Origin of the sequence: Kitasatospora sp. NPDC059827 (assembly GCF_042731675.1) — a bacterium.
Lineage (GTDB): Bacteria > Actinomycetota > Actinomycetes > Streptomycetales > Streptomycetaceae > Kitasatospora.
The window spans coordinates 19,622-35,127 of record NZ_JBHWIV010000003.1 but is presented as its reverse complement, the minus strand read 5'-3'; the positions used below and the strand labels follow the sequence as shown (position 1 = coordinate 35,127).

The window sequence follows — 15,506 nt, the reverse complement described above, 5'->3', positions numbered from 1 at the left end:
CGTGATGCAGGCCTCACTCGTGTCATCTGTCACGCAGGTAAGCCTTACCTGACCTGCATCGATGATCACCAAGGCCGGTCTCCGGACCGGGCGTTCGGCCCGGGTGTTCGGTCCTCTTAGACTCGCCGGTATGCATTCCGAACCCGCGGTCCAGGTCTCCGGGCTGGTCAAACGCTACGGCGACAAGGTCGCGGTGGACGGCCTCGACCTGACCATCGCGACCGGCGCGATCACCGCCGTCCTCGGCCCCAACGGCGCCGGGAAGACCACCACCATCGAGACCTGCGAGGGCTACCGCCGCCCCGACGCCGGCACCGTCCGCGTCCTCGGCCTCGACCCGGTCGCCCACAGCGCCGCCCTGCGGCCCCGGATCGGCGTCATGCTCCAGTCCGGGGGCGTGTACGCGGGCGCGCGCGCCGTCGAAATGCTCCGGCACACCGCCAAACTGCACGCCCACCCGCTGGACGTGGACGCCCTGGTCGAGCGCCTCGGCCTCGGCTCCTGCGGCCGCACCACCTACCGCCGGCTCTCCGGCGGCCAGCAGCAGCGGCTCGCCCTCGCGATGGCCGTGGTCGGCCGCCCCGAACTGGTCTTCCTCGACGAGCCCACCGCCGGCCTCGACCCCCAGGCCCGCCGCGCCACCTGGGACCTGGTCCGCGACCTGCGCCGGGACGGCGTCACCGTGGTCGTCACCACCCACCACATGGACGAGGCCGAACAGCTCGCCGACCGCGTCGCCGTCGTCGACCGCGGCAAGGTCATCGCCGACGGCACCGTGACCGAGCTGTGCCGCGGCGGCGCCGAGGACGCCCTGCGCTTCGACGGCCCGCCCGGCCTCGACCTCGGCCCGCTGCTCAAGGAACTGCCCGCCGGCACCACCGCCACCGAGACCGCCCCCGGCAGCTACCGCGTCGAGGCACCCCTCGACCCCAGCCGGCTGCTGGCCACCGTCACCGGCTGGTGCGCGGCCTCCGGCATCCTGCCCGAGCGGCTGGCCGTACAGCGCCGCAGCCTCGAAGACGTCTTCCTCGACCTGACCGGACGGGAGCTCCGCTCGTGACCACCACGACCGACTACGCGCCGAAGCCCGGTGCCGCACCCGTCGGCCGGATGCTGCTCGCCCAGACCGCCTTCGAGACGAAGATGCTGCTGCGCAACGGTGAGCAGCTGCTGCTCACCGTGGTCATCCCGACCGTGCTGCTGGTGCTGTTCTCCGCCGTGGACGTCGTCACCGTGGAGGGCCCCGGCAAGCGGGTCGACTTCCTGGCGCCCGGCCTGCTCGCCCTGGCCGTGATGTCCACCGCCTTCACCGGACAGGCCATCGCCACCGGCTTCGAGCGCCGCTACGGCGTGCTCAAGCGGCTCGGCGCCAGCCCGCTGCCGCGCTGGACGCTGCTCACCGCCAAGACCGGCTGCGTCCTGGTGACGGAGATCCTCCAGGTCGCCCTGCTGTCGGTGATCGCCCTGGCCCTCGGCTGGTCCCCGCACGGCAACCCGCTGGCCGTCGCCGCCCTGCTGGTCCTCGGCACCGCCGCCTTCTCCGGGCTCGGCCTGCTGATGGCCGGCACCCTCAAGGCCGAGGCCACCCTGGCCGCCGCCAACCTGGTGTTCATCCTGCTGCTGCTGGCCGGCGGGGTGATCGTGCCGCTGAGCAAGTTCCCGGACGCCGTGCGGTCGGCGCTGGAGCTGCTGCCGATCTCGGCGCTCTCGGACGGGCTGCGCTCGGTGCTCCAGCACGGCGCCGGGGTGCCCTGGTCGGACCTCGGGATCCTGGCCGGCTGGGCCGTCCTGGGGCTGGCCGCGGCCGCCCGGTTCTTCCGCTGGGAGTAGCCACCCGGAGCAGCCACCCGGAGCAGCAGCCAGGAGTGGCCACCGGGAGTGGCCGCCTCCCCGTCAACGCCTGACGCCCCCGACCTGTTGAGGTCGGGGGCGTCAGGTGTTCTAGCCGGTCACCGGGGGTCAGCCCTGGGTGCCGCCGCGACGCTTGCGGGCGAGCAGCACGAGCGCGCCGCCGACCAGCAGCACGCCGCCGCCGGCCGCCGCGATCATCGGGGTGGCGTCATTGCCACCGGTCTGGGCCAGCGCCGGGGCGCTGGTGCTGGGCGCCGGGGCCGGGGCGGCCGGGGTCGTCCGGCTGGGGGTCGGGGTCGGGGTGGCCGACAGGGTCCCGCTCGGGGTGGGCGTCGCCGACGGGGTGCCGGTCGGCGTCTGCGTCGGGGTCGGCGTGGGGGTGGGCGTCTTGGTGGGGGTCGGGGTGGGCGTCGGGGTCGGGGTGTGGCACGGCGCGATGGTCTTGGTCTCGTCGATGTTCCACCCCTTCTCCGCCGGGGTCTCGGTGGTCTTGACCACCAGGTGGGCGACGATCGGGGCGTCGTGGTCCTTCACCGGGTACTTGCCGTGGAACTCCGCCGGGAACCCCTGGGCGTCCACGACCTTCTCGTCACCGATGGTGAGGCTGACGGTGTTCTTCACGTCGGCCTTGGGGCTGTAGTTGATCAGGTCGACCACGACCTTGTCGCAGGTCACCGACCAGGTCGGCACGTGCGCCGAGGCGTTGGTGGCCAGTGCCAGCGGCAGGAGAATTCCGGCCGCCGCCGTACCGGCGAGTGCCGCCGCGCCCATCCGAATGTGCCGCTGCTGTCGCGCCATTACCCTGTTCCCCTCCGAACGGTCGTACGCAGCAGGCGGGTTGAAGTGGTTCGCAGTGGCCCACTACGACATGTCCGGGGGACTCTACCGGCACTTCCGCACCTCGCCACACCCCGCCGTACGACCGGATTTCGTCTGTCCGTGCGTTCTTGGATGTGCTCGACCAGCCCATCACAGCCGCCACCTCGCAGAACGCGAATTCGGCACACTTGAATGAACTTGGTCACTTTCAGAACAACGGCGCCCCCGGTGATCAGGTTCAATCACCGGGGGCGCCCTGTCGACACGTCGACGAACAGTCGGAACACTCAGGCCTTTCGGACCTCTCAGGCCCGCTTCGCGGCCTTGCGCCGGGCCGCGACCACGATCCCGCCACCGGCCGCCAGGACGACGGCGCCGCCGATGGCCAGCGGCAGAACGGGGCCGGAGCCGGTGTGCGCCAGGTTGCCGCCCTCGTTCGCGGACGCGGACGGGCTGGCCGAAGCACCGCCCGGCACGGCCGCCGAGGAGGAGGCGGACGGACTGGCCGAGCCGCTCGGGCTCGGCTTGCCGGTCACCGGGGTGCTCGGGGAGCCGGACGGGCCGGTCGAGGCGCTCGGCGTCACCGGAGTGGTCGGCGTGCCGGACGGTGTCACCGGCGGGGTGACCGGCGGCGTGGCCGGGGTGGTCGGCACGGTGGTGCCGGGCAGGCAGCCGGTGAAGGGGAAGTGGTGGGTCTCCGCGCCGGAGGTACCGGTCAGCGAGGCCGCGATCACCGAGCCGTTGATCGGCGCACCGCCGGACGGCGGCTGGCCGTTGACACCCGGGGTGTTCAGCGAGACGGCCGCGTTCGGTGCCAGCACGGAGCCGGCCCAGGCGGCGTCGCCCTTCTTGGTCACCTTGGTCGCGGTCGGGAAGTTCCAGAGCAGCTTGGAGCGGATGGCCCCGTTCGACGCGCTCTGCAGCTTGTCGTCCAGCACGAAGTCCGACTTTCCGGCGTCCCAGAGGAAGAAGCCACTGGTCCCGGCCGCGGCCATGTCGTACGAGCCGCCGGTCACGTTGATGACGGCCACCGCGCCGACCGGGACCTTCACGTAGACGCCCTTGGCGCCCTGGAGCTTCCCGGCGTCGACGGTGAAGCTGTTGTACTTGGCGTCGCCGCCGGTGAAGGTCAGCTTGCCGCCGTCGGCCTGGACGGTCGCCCCGGCGGTCTGCGGCACGGCGGCCAGCGCGGTGGAGGCGGCGCGCAGCTTGGCGAACTCGGCCTTGAAGTCGATCGGCGAGGCGCCCTGGGTGATCTTGCCCTGGTGGGCCTCGACCACGGCACCGTCGGCCTTCGAGCCGTAGACGCCGTTGCCCTTCATCACCTGGGTGTTGTGGCCGGTGATCTTGCCCGCGACGACCAGCGCGTTCTTGCCGGGCAGAGCGTCGACCTCGGCGGCGGTGAGCTCCTGGCCGACGGAGAAGCCGCCGGTGAAGTTCGCGTTGCCGCCGACGGCGACGGCGCCCTCGGCGTCGGGGGTGTGGGTGTCGTCGCCCTCGATGAACTCGCCGTAGAGGTTGGCGACCCCGAGGCTGCGGCACTCCTGGTCGGTGCCGGTGGCGCCGGTGGTGCCGACGGCCTGGGCGGCCGGGGCGATCAGTCCGGCCAGGGCGAGCGAGCCGCCGACCGCGAGCGCGGCGGCGGAGGTGGATATGCGCATGTGCGGGTCTCCGCTTGTGCGGGAGGAGTGGGAGAGGCCCGAAAAAGGTATGGACCAATCCGCACTCTTTCGGCCAAACGGGTGAATGGTCAAGACCACTGACCGCCTTGTCCGAACAGTCCGGTTTGATCACCGGCGGCCGCACCCCGCGCCCCGCCCCAAGATCGCCCGTAAGGCCGCCTACGATGGAGCGCGTGCTGAACCCCTTCTCCCTGCTCGCCGAGCGCTGGCAGCCCTCCGCCGCGATGGTCCGGCGCGCCACGTTCGCCGCGCTGGTGATGAGCGTGGTGATCGTCGTCACCGGCGGCGCCGTCCGGCTCACCGCCTCCGGCCTCGGCTGTACGACGTGGCCCCGCTGCACCGCCGAGAGCCTGACGCCCACCGCGGAGATGGGCTTCCACGGCATCGTCGAGTTCACCAACCGGATGCTGACGTACGTGCTGAGCGCGGCGGTCGGCTGGGCGATCCTGGCGGCGCGCTGCCACCGGCCGTGGCGGCGCAGCATGACCAAGCTCGGCTGGGCCCAGTTCTGGATCGTGATGAGCAACGCGGTCCTCGGCGGCATCACGGTGCTGACGGGCCTCAACCCGTACACGGTGGCGCTGCACATGATCGCCGCGATGGCGCTGGTCTGGGTCGCCCTGCTGATGTGGGAGCGCAGCAACGAAGGAGACGGCGCCCCCAAGCTCGCGGTAGCCCGTCCCATCCACCAGCTCTCCTACGTCCTGGTCACCGTAGTTGGCCTCCTGGTCGCGGCGGGCACCCTGGTTACCGGCGCGGGCCACCACCCGGGCACCCCGCAGGACAACAAGATCGTCCCCCGCATCCCGATCGACTACGACAGGCTGGCCCAGTTCCACGCCGACTTCGCCTTCGTCTCGGTCGGCCTCACCATCGCGATGATCTTCGTCTTCGCAGCCGTGAAGGCCCCGCCCGCAGCCAAGGCCCGCACCAGGGAACTGCTGATCGTCCTGCTCCTCCAGGGCGTCCTCGGCTTCATCCAGTACTTCACGGATGCCCCTGAACTCATGGTCGGCCTGCACATGTTGGGCGCGAGCCTGACGTGGATCGCCGCCCTCCGCATCCCCCTCGCCCTCCGCACCCGCGAGGCCGAGGCGGTCGCCGACCAGTTGCCCACGCAGACCCCCCAGCCCGCCACAGTCTGAGCACCGTCGCGACGGCCCCCATCCGAGTTCGGATGGGGGCCGTCGCTGTGTCACAACAGCCGCCGTCCATCGTGCGTACGGATGCTCGGTGCCGAATCCTCTCGAAGCGCGTCCAGGACACGCACGGCATAGGCCTCTGCCATGCGCTCGGATACCTCGTCCGCCGTGAGCCAGCCGACTTCAATCGATTCATCCGAGAGCTGCACTTCTCCGCCCTCAGGCCGACAGCGAAAGACGAGCGCGACAACCCCTCGCCGCAGGTTCTTGTAGACCCCGGTCAGCCGCTCCACACCAGCATGGATCCCGGTCTCCTCGTAGACCTCCCGGCACACTCCGTCCTCGATGCCCTCATCCAACTCCAGCACGCCACCCGGCGGCTCCCACGCCCCGTTGTCAGCCCGCCGGATCGCCAACACCCGCCCGTCCTCCCGCACCACCACCCCCGCAACGGAAACAGAGTGGAGTGTCGTCATGTTCGCGCCGCCGGGCGGGTCAGTTCGAGGACCATCACGTCATGCCGGGCCGCGCCCTCCCAAGGGATCGCCGACCCGACGCGCCTGTAGCCCCACGCTCGGTATGACGCCTGGGCCGCAGTCGCCTCTGCTCGGGAGTTCAGCATCACCCGGGCATTGTCGATGCCCTCGATGAGGACGCGATGCATGCGGGTGGCGACACCCTGGCGGCGCCACCCGGGTCGAACCGCCAACTCGAAGAGCCCGAACGTGCGCTTTCCATCCTCACGCCGGAGATCCTCGGGCACGGGATCGATCAGGGTGCCCCACCATCCGGTGTTCACCGACAGCGGGTAGCCGTACGCCATGCCCACAACGGTGTCACCGTCGAAGGCGATCGCCGCCCGAAACCCCCGCCGCCGCGCCTGCGAGCGGAACCGGCGAAACGCCCGCTCCACATCGGTCGGCCCCTCGCCGTAAGGGGGCTCCGCGAACGCCTCCGCGAACACCTCCTTCAACTGGCCCTCCAGCTCGGCCGCCTGCTCGCCGTCCAACAGCCGAACCGCCACCGTCACGCCGCCCCTGCCCACGAACGTCACGTAGTCCGTTCGGAAACGCTTCGAGAGCAGGCCTGAGCAGGTCGAGCACATGGGCCCAGTTGTACTCGTCGCGCGCCCCGCCGGACTTGGGTTTGTGCGGCACGGCGTCGCCGATCAGGACACCCATCGACCGCAGCCGGGACAGGCTCTCCGAGTAGGCCGGGTGAGCGGCCAAGGCCGAGTTGACGTAGGGCTGGACGGCGACGGGAATGCCGAGCCCGTACGCCTCGCAGAGGATGCCCAGCGCGAGTGTGTCGGTGATTCCGAGGGCCCACTTGTTGATCGTGTTGAAGGTGGCGGAGACGACCGCGATGGCATCGGCCCCTGGCAGCGGCCGGGAACTGCCGGGTGTGCGCCAGGCCGAGCGGATCGGATAGCCGGTCTGGGCCTCGATGGCTTCCTGGTCCAGGAAGCCATCGAGCGCGTTGGGAGTCGCGATCACCCCGACCTCCCACCCCTCGTCGTGAGCGGCGGTGATCAGTCCGCCCACGCCGTCGGCGATTCCCGAAGCGCAGACGACGACATAGAGGAACCGCTTGCGGCTCTCGGTCACTCAGACCTCGCCGAACTCGCCGGCCTGGACACCGGCGACGAACGAACTCCAGGTCCCCGCCGGGAACACGAGCGCAGGGCCCTGCGGGTCCTTGGAGTCACGGACGGGAACCAGACCGGAGACGTTCGGGGCGACCTCGACGCAGGACCCACCGTTGTTGCTGTGACTGGACTTGAACCACGCGGCGTCGGACAGGTCTACAGGGGGAATCATGATGTTCCTCTCACGCCTCACGAACTGCGGATCATCTCCAGCGACGTGGCCTTCGGCAGCGCTTCCACCTGGAGCTGGTGGAAATCCCGCTCCCAGGCGCGAGCAGTCGCGTTGTCCCGTGCGAGGAAGCCGCGCAGCTGGCACTCCGAGTATGCCAGGAGTGTTCGACCCGGCACGGTCAGCAGCGTGACCATCATGGTGAACGGCAGTTCTTCCGCGAGCGAGAACGGAGCGACCTGGATCGTGATGTTCGGTCGGGCGGCGAGGACTTGGAGGTGTTCCAACTGCCTCGCCATGACCTCCTCCCCTCCGACGGTCCGCCGCAACGCCCCTTCGTCCAGGACGAAGTGGAGCCGAGGAGCCGGGTGCCGGTCGATCAGCCGCTGGCGGGTGGCGAGGAAGTCCAGCCGTTCCAGCGCCTGCTTGTCGTCGATGCTGCCTCGCCGGACGGCGGCCGAGGCGAACGCCTCGGCGTAGTCCGGTGTTTGGAGCAATCCGGGCACGATGCCCATCTCGAAGTGTCGGATCTCGGTGGCACGGGCCTCGTCGAGCGCGTACTCGGGGAACCCCTCCAGCAGGGAGGCGCGGGAGCAGATTCGCCACAACTCGACGAAGGTGCCGCCGGTTTCGAACACCTCATCGGCTTTCACCGCGAATTTAAGAGTGGCGGGCTTCTTCCCTCGTTCGACGTACGAGACCATGCCGTGCGAGTAGCCCATCAGCTTGCCGAGGTGGACCTGCGACCAGCCCCTCGCCCTTCGCAACCTGCGGATCTCGTTACCGAACCTGATGGCAAGAGATGACGACTCGTCATGCTCGGTCGATTCCACTGCCGCTCCCCCTCTGTGACCTGGCAGAACAGCGAAGGTTGAGACCTGGCAATCGTAAGGGGAATCGCGCCACCATGACTACACCAGGTGATGTGCCGATTGCGCCGAGCAACCTCCGGAGCTCCTCATGCCTTCAGGACAGACACGTCCAAAGCCCTTCGGATTCGAGGCCGCACTCCGGCCCAACCAGGCCGACCTCAGGGCCAGTTCGCCGCCGACCGCTCAGCCGACCCCGGCCGACGCCAGCGCACCGGCGATCATCTGCCTGCCGTACCGGCCCGAATCGGTGGGCGCTGCCCGGCGCTTCGTGCATGCGAAGCTGCGGGAATGGGAGCTGGACGAGCTGGTGGACGACGCCGTCGTCATCGTCAGCGAGTTCGTCACCAACTCCGTCGAGACCTGCTGCCGGACCCACCTGCTCGTCGGTCTCCGCCGCCCCACCGACCGGACCGTCCGCATCCTCGTCGGTGACGGTTCCCGGTCGATGCCCGTGATGGTCCAGGCCGGGCCCGAGGCCACGTCCGGCCGGGGTCTGGCGATGGTCCACCAACTGACCAACGGCCACTGGGGCGTCACGCCCCTCCCCTTCGGCAAGGTCGTCCACGCCGACCTCGCGACGCCCACGCCGAACCCCCGGTGAACTCGCAACCTCCCGAGCCGAGTTCCGACTCCGACGATGCGCCGCCGCCCCCGCCCCTCCCCGCCCCCGCCCGGGTCTGGGCCGCCTACGGGGTGTCCGCCGCCGCCGGCCTGCACGTCATCACCGCGGCCCTGATCCTGATCAACCGCGCCCACTGAACTCCCGGCCGCGCCGCCGCCCCGGCGGCGCGGCCGGGCTCACCAAATCGCATCAACACGCATCAACACTCAAGGAGGACCCATGGGTTGGGGAACCGACAAGCCCAGCGGCGGCAAGCACGGGGGCAAGAAGGACCCCGGCACGAGCAAGCCGTCCCCCGACGGTCAGCGCCCGGCGCCCGACCCGAAGCACAAGAAGGACGAGGGCGACAAGTGACGGACCCCGTGCATCGACCGGAGCAGGCCGCCGTGCGCGGCCTGCTCCGGGCCGTCGGCGAAGCGCTCGACGGCCCGGTCCCCCGCGAGTGGAAGGATGCGATCGCCGCGATCCCTCGCCACCGTTTCCTCCCCGAGCGGATCTGGCTGGAGGACGACCAGGGCGGCTACGAGCCCTGCGCCCTCTCGACCGACCACCAACGCTGGTTCGAGGCGGCCTACGCCGACGCGCCCGTCGTCACCCAGGTCAACGACGGCCAGGCATCGGCCGATCCGGCCGATGCCTGGCCCTCCTCCTCCGCCTCGGCCCCCTCGATCGTCGTCCGCATGCTCCGCGACCTCGACGTCCGGCCCGGCATGAACGTCCTGGAGGTCGGCACCGGCACCGGTTGGAACGCCGCCCTGCTGGCCCACCGCCTCGGCCCCGGGCACGTCACCTCGATCGAGATCGACCCCGAGGTCTCCGAGCAAGCCTGGGCCGCCCTGAACGCTGCCGGTCTGGACGTGGACCTCGTCTGCGGGGACGGCGCCCAGGGCTGGCCCCGCCGGCACCCGTACGACCGGATCATCTCCACCTGTTCGGTCCGCCGCGTGCCCTGGGCCTGGATCGAGCAGACCCGCCCGGGCGGCATCATCCTCACCCCCTGGGACAACCCCTTGCTCTGCTGGGGCCTGCTCAAGCTCACCGTCGGCCACGACCGGGCCGAGGGCCGTTTCAGCCCGCACTCAGCGTTCATGCTGATGCGCAACCAGCGGCAGGACCTGCGGATCTTCCGTGATGTCGTCCGGGACGACCACGTACCGAAGGAATCCGTCACCACGCTGCCACCGTGGAACATCACGGGCGACCACTGGGAGGCCCGCTTCGCCCTCGGCCTCCGCCTGGGCGACGTGTGGACCGCCTGGGAGGACGAGCCGGGCGTCGACGGCGTCGCCGCCCGGCTCTGGATCGCGACCACCGACGCCCGTTCCTGGGCCGCCGTCGACCACGCCAACGGCCAAAGCGATCACTTCACCGTCTGGCAGCACGGCCCCCGCCGCCTCTGGGACGAGGTCGAAGCCGCCCACCACTGGTGGGAGCAGCACGACCGCCCCTCACCGGACCGCTTCGGCCTCACCGTCACCGCGAACACCCAGTGGCCCTGGCTCGACCGCCCCAGCAACCCCGTCCAAGCGCTCGACCAGAAGGCGCTGTGACCAGGGCGATCGCGAGCCCGGAACAACAGCGGCCACAGCAGAGGCGACAACCGATACGGTGGTGTCGTGCAGCAGGAGGATCGGATGAGCGTCCAGCCCGCACACCACCCGGAGTCGCCGCCGCGTGTGCCACGCACCCCGGACGGCATCGCCGGGGCTCTCACCGGCGCCCGCCGCATGGCCTTCTACCGCGAGCTAGGGCAGGCCCCGATCGACCGGGTCGAGCAGGTCCTGAACCGCTGGTGGTGCGAGGCGGAGATGGATGCCGACCCCGAGCAGGACCGCATCATCGCCGCCGCCCTCGCCGGCACCCTGCCCACCGTCACCATGGCCGACATCGTCCGGCTGCGTCGGGTCATCCCGCTGTGATCCGTTTCCTCCGGCCGAGACGGCGACGGCCCGGCTCCCCCACTCGGGGAACCGGGCCGTTCGCGTCCGCGCTGGCCTGCGGGGTCAGATCTGGATGCCCGCCATGCGCTTCCACTCGTACGGGCCGGTCTTGACCTTGAGGCCCAGCTCGCCCTCGAAGTTCTCGTGCAGGGTGAGCCCGGCCAGCTCCGCGGCGCGGCGGCCGACGGCGTAGGTGGGGGCGACCTGGTCGCCCCAGGCGCCGTCGGCGCCGACCACGACGATGCGGGTGGCCACGCCGCCGACGTACTCGACGACCGCGTCGGCGCTGCCGCCGTGCTGCTGGGCGAAGCTGGTCAGGTGCTTGGCGATGCGCTTGGCGCGGCGCTCGGTGCGGGCGTCCGGCGTGGCGGCGGTGGCGGTCTCTGCGCTGCTCATGCCCGCATGCTACCCACCGGTAGAGGCGCTGGCGACGGGAGCGCCCTGTGCACCGGGCCACATACTCGGAACATGACGTTCAAAGGCTGGCCGGCCGAGGCGCTGGACTTCTACGAGCACCTCGAGGCCGACAACTCCAAGACCTTCTGGCAGGCCCACAAGGCGCAGTACGACGAAGCCGTACGGGCCCCGATGGAGCTGCTGCTCGCCGAGCTGGAGCCGGAGTTCGGGCCGGGGAAGATCTTCCGCCCCAACCGCGACGTCCGGTTCAGCGCCGACAAGTCCCCGTACAAGACGCACATCGGCGCGCACCTGGAGGCCGGTGGCTACATCCAGCTCTCCGCCGACGGCCTGGCCTGCGGCAACGGGATGTACCAGCTCGCGCCGGACCAGCTGGACCGCTACCGCGCCGCCGTCGCCGAGGACGTCAGCGGCGCCGAGCTGGAGCGGGTGATCGCCGCGGTGGAGAAGGACGGCCCCCAGGTGTTCGGCCGGGACTCCCTCAAGACCGCCCCGCGCGGCTTCCCCAAGGACCACCCGCGGATCGAGCTGCTCCGCCACAAGGGACTGGTCGCCTGGCAGGAGTGGCCGCCCGCGAAGTGGCTCGGCACCCGCACCGCCCACACCCGGATCACCGCCTTCCTCCAAGCCTCCCAGCCGCTCAAGGACTGGCTGGACGACCACGTCGGCCCCTCCGAGCTACTGGCCCGGTGACAACACGAAGACAACGCGAAGAGCCCCGGTCCACCAGGACCGGGGCTCTTCGATGTCAGACCAGCGTTACTTCACGAACGGGTCGATCGCGCACACCACGAACAGCAGCGACAGGTAGGTGATCGACCAGTGGAACAGCCGCATCTCCTTGAGCTTCGCGCCCACGATCCCGGCCTTGGCCCGCCCGTACAGCGCGTGCGCCTCGCGCAGCCAGAACCCGCCGAGCAGCACCGCGGCGACGGGGTACAGCCAGCTCATGTGCCCGAGCGGCCAGACCGCCAGCGAGACCGCGACCATCACCCAGGAGTAGGCGACGACCTGCTTGCCGACCGCCACGTTGCCCTTGACGACCGGGAGCATCGGCACGCCGGCCCGCTCGTAGTCGTCGCGCACCTTCATCGACAGCACCCAGGTGTGCGGCGGGGTCCAGAAGAAGACCACCAGGAACAGCGCGACCGCCGCCCAGGACACCGAGTCGGTCACCGAGGACCAGCCGATCAGCACCGGCATGCAGCCGGCGATTCCGCCCCAGACGATGTTCTGCGAGGTGCGCCGCTTGAGCCCCAGCGTGTAGACGAACACGTAGAACAGCAGCGCACCGAGCGCGAGTCCGGCGGAGAGCCAGTTGACCCCGAAGCCGAGCATCAGGGTGGAGAGGACACCGAGCGCGATGCCGAAGACCAGCGCCTCGCGCGGGGACACCATCCCGGTGACGATCGGCCGCCGCTCGGTGCGGGTCATCAGCGCGTCGATGTCGCGGTCGATGTACATGTTGAGGGCGTTGGCGCCGCCCGCCGACAGGTAGCCGCCGACCACGACCTTGAGCACCAGCAGCATGTTCGGCACGCCCTGTTGGGCCAGGAACATCACCGGCACGGTGCTCATCAGCAGCAGCTCGATGATCCGCGGCTTGGTCAGTGCGACGAAGGCGCCGACACGGGCCCCGATGGGCCGGTGCGCAGGAGTCGCCCCGGTGACCCCGGCGGGACGGGTTTCGACGGCGGTCACTAACACCCCAACTGAAGATGAAACTTCGCAGGCGTCCACAGGAACGAAGGGTCCCGAATCGTCCGCTCTGCGCGTACCACGACACCATAGACGCTCCATACATCCCAACCGGCTCCGGGGTCCCCCGGCGGGGCGGACGGCCCTCCCCCGGGTCGACCGACTGGGTGAAGCCACGAAGCGCCTCCGCCGCGTCCCCGCAACCCGCCTTGACCACCCGGGCGGCGCGCCCAGCCGAATCGGGAGAGCCTGGGACGAAAGGGATCAGAACGCCCTAGTGGGAATCACCATGCGGAAATCCCGGTTGTCCCGGCACGGAGGGTGAGCCCCGGCCCGGACGGTAGGCTCGCACGCAGAAGCGGGATCTACCCTCCGTGACCGGCACCATCCACAGTCGGGACCACAGCGCCGTGGCCGACCCGGTCCCCATTCACGGGGTCACTCTTCACAATGGAAGGAGCCCTGAGACAGGGTGAGCACTGCGCCGAAGAACGCATTCGAGTGGAGCGACCTGGACGAGCGCACGGTTGACACGGCGCGGGTCCTGGCGATGGACGCTGTCCAGAAGGTCGGTAACGGGCACCCCGGGACGGCCATGTCGCTGGCCCCCGCGGCCTACCTGATCTTCCAGCGCTTCCTGCGCCACGACCCGACCGACCCGGCCTGGGTCGGCCGCGACCGCTTCGTCCTCTCCCCCGGGCACACCAGCCTGACGCTCTACACCCAGCTGTACTTCTCGGGCTACGGCCTGGAGCTGGACGACCTCAAGGCCTTCCGCGTGGCCGGCAGCCGCACCCCGGGCCACCCGGAGCACGGCCACACCGCGGGCGTGGAGACCACCACCGGACCGCTCGGCCAGGGCATCGCCAACGCGGTCGGCATGGCGATGGCCGCCCGTTACGAGCGCGGCCTGTTCGACCCGGAGGCGGCGGCCGGCGAGTCCCCCTTCGACCACACCGTCTGGGCCATCGTCTCCGACGGCGACCTGGAGGAGGGCATCTCGGCCGAGGCCTCCTCGCTGGCCGGCCACCAGAAGCTGGGCAACCTGGTCGCCCTGTACGACGACAACCACATCTCGATCGAGGGCGACACCGAGACCGCCTTCTCCGAGGACGTCCTCAAGCGCTACGAGGCGTACGGCTGGGACGTCCAGCGGGTCACCCCGAAGGCCAACGGCGACATCGACGTCGAGGCCCTCGCCGGTGCGCTGGCCGCCGCCAAGGCCGAGACCTCCCGCCCGTCGCTGATCGCGATGCGCACGATCATCGCCTGGCCGGCCCCGGACGCCCAGAACACCGCCAAGGCGCACGGCTCCGCGCTCGGTGCCGCCGAGATCGCCGCCACCAAGAAGGTCCTGGGCTTCGACCCGGAGAAGACCTTCGAGGTCAGCGACCAGGTCATCGAGCACGCCCGTCAGGTCATCAAGCGCGGCAAGGCCGCCCGCGACCAGTGGCAGCAGGGCTTCGACGCCTGGCGCGCCGCGAACGCCCACCGGGCCGCCGAGTTCGACCGCATCCAGGCCGGCGAGCTGCCCGAGGGCTGGAAGAAGGCCGTCCCCTCCTTCCCCGCCGGCAAGGACGTCGCCACCCGCAAGGCCTCCGGCGAGACCCTCAAGGCGCTCGGCGCGGTGATCCCGGAGCTGTGGGGCGGCTCGGCCGACCTCGCGGAGTCCAACCTCACCACCATCGACGAGGACAGCTCCTTCCTCCCCGAGGGCAACCCGCTGAAGTCGGCGAGCCCGTACGGCCGGACGATCCACTTCGGCATCCGCGAGCACGCCATGGGCTCGACCATGAACGGCATCGCCCTGCACGGCAAGACCCGCGTGTACGGCGGCACCTTCCTGGTCTTCGCCGACTACATGCGCCCGGCCGTGCGCCTGGCCGCGCTGATGAAGCTGCCGGTCACCTACGTCTGGACGCACGACTCGATCGGCCTCGGCGAGGACGGCCCGACCCACCAGCCGGTGGAGCACATGGCCTCGCTGCGCGCCATCCCGGGCCTGGCCATGGTCCGCCCGGCCGACGCCAACGAGACGGCCGTCGCCTGGCGCACCGTGATCGAGCGCCAGACCAGCCACCCCGGCCCGGTCGGCCTCGCGCTCACCCGCCAGAACGTCCCGACCTTCGACCGCGAGGTCTTCGCCTCCGCCGAGGGCACCGCCAAGGGCGCCTACGTGCTGGCCGAGGCCGGCAACGGCGACCCGCAGGTGATCCTGCTGGGCACCGGCTCCGAGGTCCAGCTGGCCGTCCGGGCCCGCGAGGTCCTGGAGGCCGAGGGCATCGCGACCCGCGTGGTCTCGGTCCCGTCCTTCGAGTGGTTCCAGGAGCAGGACCAGGCCTACCGCGACAGCGTGCTGCCGCCGTCGGTCAAGGCCCGTGTCTCGGTCGAGGCCGGCATCGCCCAGGGCTGGCGCGAGCTGGTCGGCGACCACGGCCGGATCGTCTCGCTGGAGCACTTCGGTGCCTCCGCCGACTACCAGGTGCTGTTCGAGGAGTTCGGCCTGACCTCCGAGCGCGTCGTCGCCGAGGCGCACAACGCCCTGCGCTCCCTCGAAGCCGTCAACCGCTAGCAGTTCCCGCGGCCGGGCCCGAGACCCGCACGTCGACGGCCCGGCCCCTCTGACTACCCCACGAAGCAGAAGAA

Annotated in this window: 18 protein-coding genes and 1 pseudogene; 10 read left to right on the top strand and 9 right to left on the bottom strand. The window is 70.7% G+C overall.

The features are described from left to right. The first annotated feature begins 130 nt into the window (after positions 1–130). Positions 131–1,060 (top strand): ABC transporter ATP-binding protein, encoded by a 930-nt coding sequence (locus ACFV8H_RS02475; protein ID WP_380396188.1) that lies wholly within the window; start codon positions 131–133, stop codon positions 1,058–1,060. 50 nt (positions 1,061–1,110) lie between these two features. Further along, positions 1,111–1,830 carry an ABC transporter permease gene (locus tag ACFV8H_RS02470; RefSeq protein ID WP_380396337.1) on the top strand — a complete coding sequence of 240 codons (720 nt, stop codon included), beginning with the start codon at positions 1,111–1,113 and terminating at the stop codon, positions 1,828–1,830. Positions 1,831–1,959: 129 nt separating this feature from the next. Here the strand turns inward: ACFV8H_RS02470 and ACFV8H_RS02465 are convergent, their stop codons facing one another. Both ACFV8H_RS02465 and ACFV8H_RS02460 read right to left on the bottom strand, forming a co-directional pair. Continuing rightward, positions 1,960–2,649, bottom strand: coding sequence for an LAETG motif-containing sortase-dependent surface protein (locus tag ACFV8H_RS02465; protein WP_380396187.1), 690 nt, complete (start codon positions 2,647–2,649; stop codon positions 1,960–1,962). A gap of 326 nt (positions 2,650–2,975) precedes the next feature. Beyond that, positions 2,976–4,331: a choice-of-anchor A family protein gene (locus ACFV8H_RS02460; protein ID WP_380396186.1), complete on the bottom strand. Its 1,356-nt coding sequence runs from the start codon at positions 4,329–4,331 to the stop codon at positions 2,976–2,978. Between the two features lie 185 nt (positions 4,332–4,516). Between ACFV8H_RS02460 and ACFV8H_RS02455 the strand changes: the two genes are divergently transcribed. Next, on the top strand, positions 4,517–5,497 hold the full coding sequence (locus tag ACFV8H_RS02455) for a heme A synthase (protein WP_380396185.1): 981 nt from the start codon (positions 4,517–4,519) through the stop codon (positions 5,495–5,497). 50 nt (positions 5,498–5,547) lie between these two features. Here the strand turns inward: ACFV8H_RS02455 and ACFV8H_RS02450 are convergent, their stop codons facing one another. From ACFV8H_RS02450 to ACFV8H_RS02430, 5 genes and pseudogenes are all read right to left on the bottom strand, one after another. Continuing rightward, positions 5,548–5,970 (bottom strand): NUDIX hydrolase, encoded by a 423-nt coding sequence (locus ACFV8H_RS02450; protein ID WP_375888413.1) that lies wholly within the window; start codon positions 5,968–5,970, stop codon positions 5,548–5,550. Next, a complete protein-coding gene (locus tag ACFV8H_RS02445) occupies positions 5,967–6,599 on the bottom strand; it encodes a GNAT family N-acetyltransferase (protein ID WP_380396184.1) in 633 nt (210 codons plus the stop codon). Before ACFV8H_RS02445 ends, ACFV8H_RS02450 begins: the two co-directional genes overlap by 4 nt. Continuing rightward, positions 6,571–7,101 (bottom strand): annotated as a pseudogene (locus tag ACFV8H_RS02440) (flavoprotein); the annotation flags it as partial. The pseudogene ACFV8H_RS02440 and the gene ACFV8H_RS02445, both read right to left, overlap by 29 nt. Then, entirely contained in the window at positions 7,102–7,314 is a 213-nt protein-coding gene (locus ACFV8H_RS02435) for a DUF397 domain-containing protein (RefSeq protein ID WP_380396183.1), read from the bottom strand. A gap of 17 nt (positions 7,315–7,331) precedes the next feature. After that, on the bottom strand, positions 7,332–8,144 hold the full coding sequence (locus tag ACFV8H_RS02430; protein ID WP_380396182.1) for a Scr1 family TA system antitoxin-like transcriptional regulator: 813 nt from the start codon (positions 8,142–8,144) through the stop codon (positions 7,332–7,334). A gap of 127 nt (positions 8,145–8,271) precedes the next feature. Between ACFV8H_RS02430 and ACFV8H_RS02425 the strand changes: the two genes are divergently transcribed. The 5 genes from ACFV8H_RS02425 to ACFV8H_RS02405 all read left to right on the top strand — a co-directional run bounded on the left by ACFV8H_RS02425 (position 8,272) and on the right by ACFV8H_RS02405 (position 10,724). Continuing rightward, positions 8,272–8,784, top strand: coding sequence for an ATP-binding protein (locus tag ACFV8H_RS02425; protein ID WP_380396181.1), 513 nt, complete (start codon positions 8,272–8,274; stop codon positions 8,782–8,784). Continuing rightward, positions 8,781–8,942 carry a hypothetical protein gene (locus ACFV8H_RS02420; RefSeq protein ID WP_380396180.1) on the top strand — a complete coding sequence of 54 codons (162 nt, stop codon included), beginning with the start codon at positions 8,781–8,783 and terminating at the stop codon, positions 8,940–8,942. Before ACFV8H_RS02425 ends, ACFV8H_RS02420 begins: the two co-directional genes overlap by 4 nt. An 82-nt stretch (positions 8,943–9,024) precedes the next feature. Continuing rightward, positions 9,025–9,159, top strand: a complete 135-nt coding sequence (locus tag ACFV8H_RS02415) for a hypothetical protein (RefSeq protein ID WP_380396179.1) — start codon at positions 9,025–9,027, stop codon at positions 9,157–9,159. Continuing rightward, entirely contained in the window at positions 9,156–10,355 is a 1,200-nt protein-coding gene (locus tag ACFV8H_RS02410) for a methyltransferase domain-containing protein (RefSeq protein WP_380396178.1), read from the top strand. Before ACFV8H_RS02415 ends, ACFV8H_RS02410 begins: the two co-directional genes overlap by 4 nt. Positions 10,356–10,421: 66 nt before the next feature. Continuing rightward, positions 10,422–10,724 carry a hypothetical protein gene (locus ACFV8H_RS02405; RefSeq protein WP_380396177.1) on the top strand — a complete coding sequence of 101 codons (303 nt, stop codon included), beginning with the start codon at positions 10,422–10,424 and terminating at the stop codon, positions 10,722–10,724. 84 nt (positions 10,725–10,808) lie between these two features. On the opposite strand, the gene ACFV8H_RS02400 is transcribed toward ACFV8H_RS02405, so the two are convergent. Next, positions 10,809–11,141 carry a hypothetical protein gene (locus tag ACFV8H_RS02400; RefSeq protein ID WP_380396176.1) on the bottom strand — a complete coding sequence of 111 codons (333 nt, stop codon included), beginning with the start codon at positions 11,139–11,141 and terminating at the stop codon, positions 10,809–10,811. A gap of 72 nt (positions 11,142–11,213) precedes the next feature. On the opposite strand from ACFV8H_RS02400, the gene ACFV8H_RS02395 reads away from it, so the two are divergent. Continuing rightward, a complete protein-coding gene (locus ACFV8H_RS02395; RefSeq protein WP_380396175.1) occupies positions 11,214–11,855 on the top strand; it encodes a DUF2461 domain-containing protein in 642 nt (213 codons plus the stop codon). Positions 11,856–11,921: 66 nt separating this feature from the next. Here the strand turns inward: ACFV8H_RS02395 and ACFV8H_RS02390 are convergent, their stop codons facing one another. Beyond that, positions 11,922–12,869 (bottom strand): heme o synthase, encoded by a 948-nt coding sequence (locus tag ACFV8H_RS02390; RefSeq protein ID WP_380396174.1) that lies wholly within the window; start codon positions 12,867–12,869, stop codon positions 11,922–11,924. Between the two features lie 463 nt (positions 12,870–13,332). Here ACFV8H_RS02390 and tkt point away from each other — a divergent pair, with 463 nt between their 5' ends. Further along, complete coding sequence (gene tkt / locus ACFV8H_RS02385) at positions 13,333–15,432, top strand: transketolase (protein ID WP_380396173.1); 2,100 nt, start codon at positions 13,333–13,335, stop codon at positions 15,430–15,432. Positions 15,433–15,506: the final 74 nt, after the last annotated feature.

Excerpts from the sequence above, each read along its gene's own strand:
- ACFV8H_RS02395 (WP_380396175.1), top strand. The coding sequence starts at position 11,214 with ATGACGTTCAAAGGCTGGCCGGCCGAGGCGCTGGACTTCTACGAGCAC.
- ACFV8H_RS02470 (WP_380396337.1), top strand. The coding sequence starts at position 1,111 with ATGCTGCTCGCCCAGACCGCCTTCGAGACGAAGATGCTGCTGCGCAAC.
- ACFV8H_RS02465 (WP_380396187.1), bottom strand. The coding sequence starts at position 2,649 with ATGGCGCGACAGCAGCGGCACATTCGGATGGGCGCGGCGGCACTCGCC.
- ACFV8H_RS02445 (WP_380396184.1), bottom strand. The coding sequence starts at position 6,599 with ATGTGCTCGACCTGCTCAGGCCTGCTCTCGAAGCGTTTCCGAACGGAC.
- ACFV8H_RS02425 (WP_380396181.1), top strand. The coding sequence starts at position 8,272 with ATGCCTTCAGGACAGACACGTCCAAAGCCCTTCGGATTCGAGGCCGCA.
- ACFV8H_RS02415 (WP_380396179.1), top strand. The coding sequence starts at position 9,025 with ATGGGTTGGGGAACCGACAAGCCCAGCGGCGGCAAGCACGGGGGCAAG.
- ACFV8H_RS02455 (WP_380396185.1), top strand. The coding sequence starts at position 4,517 with ATGGAGCGCGTGCTGAACCCCTTCTCCCTGCTCGCCGAGCGCTGGCAG.
- ACFV8H_RS02450 (WP_375888413.1), bottom strand. The coding sequence starts at position 5,970 with ATGACGACACTCCACTCTGTTTCCGTTGCGGGGGTGGTGGTGCGGGAG.
- ACFV8H_RS02460 (WP_380396186.1), bottom strand. The coding sequence starts at position 4,331 with ATGCGCATATCCACCTCCGCCGCCGCGCTCGCGGTCGGCGGCTCGCTC.
- ACFV8H_RS02475 (WP_380396188.1), top strand. The coding sequence starts at position 131 with ATGCATTCCGAACCCGCGGTCCAGGTCTCCGGGCTGGTCAAACGCTAC.
- ACFV8H_RS02400 (WP_380396176.1), bottom strand. The coding sequence starts at position 11,141 with ATGAGCAGCGCAGAGACCGCCACCGCCGCCACGCCGGACGCCCGCACC.
- ACFV8H_RS02435 (WP_380396183.1), bottom strand. The coding sequence starts at position 7,314 with ATGATTCCCCCTGTAGACCTGTCCGACGCCGCGTGGTTCAAGTCCAGT.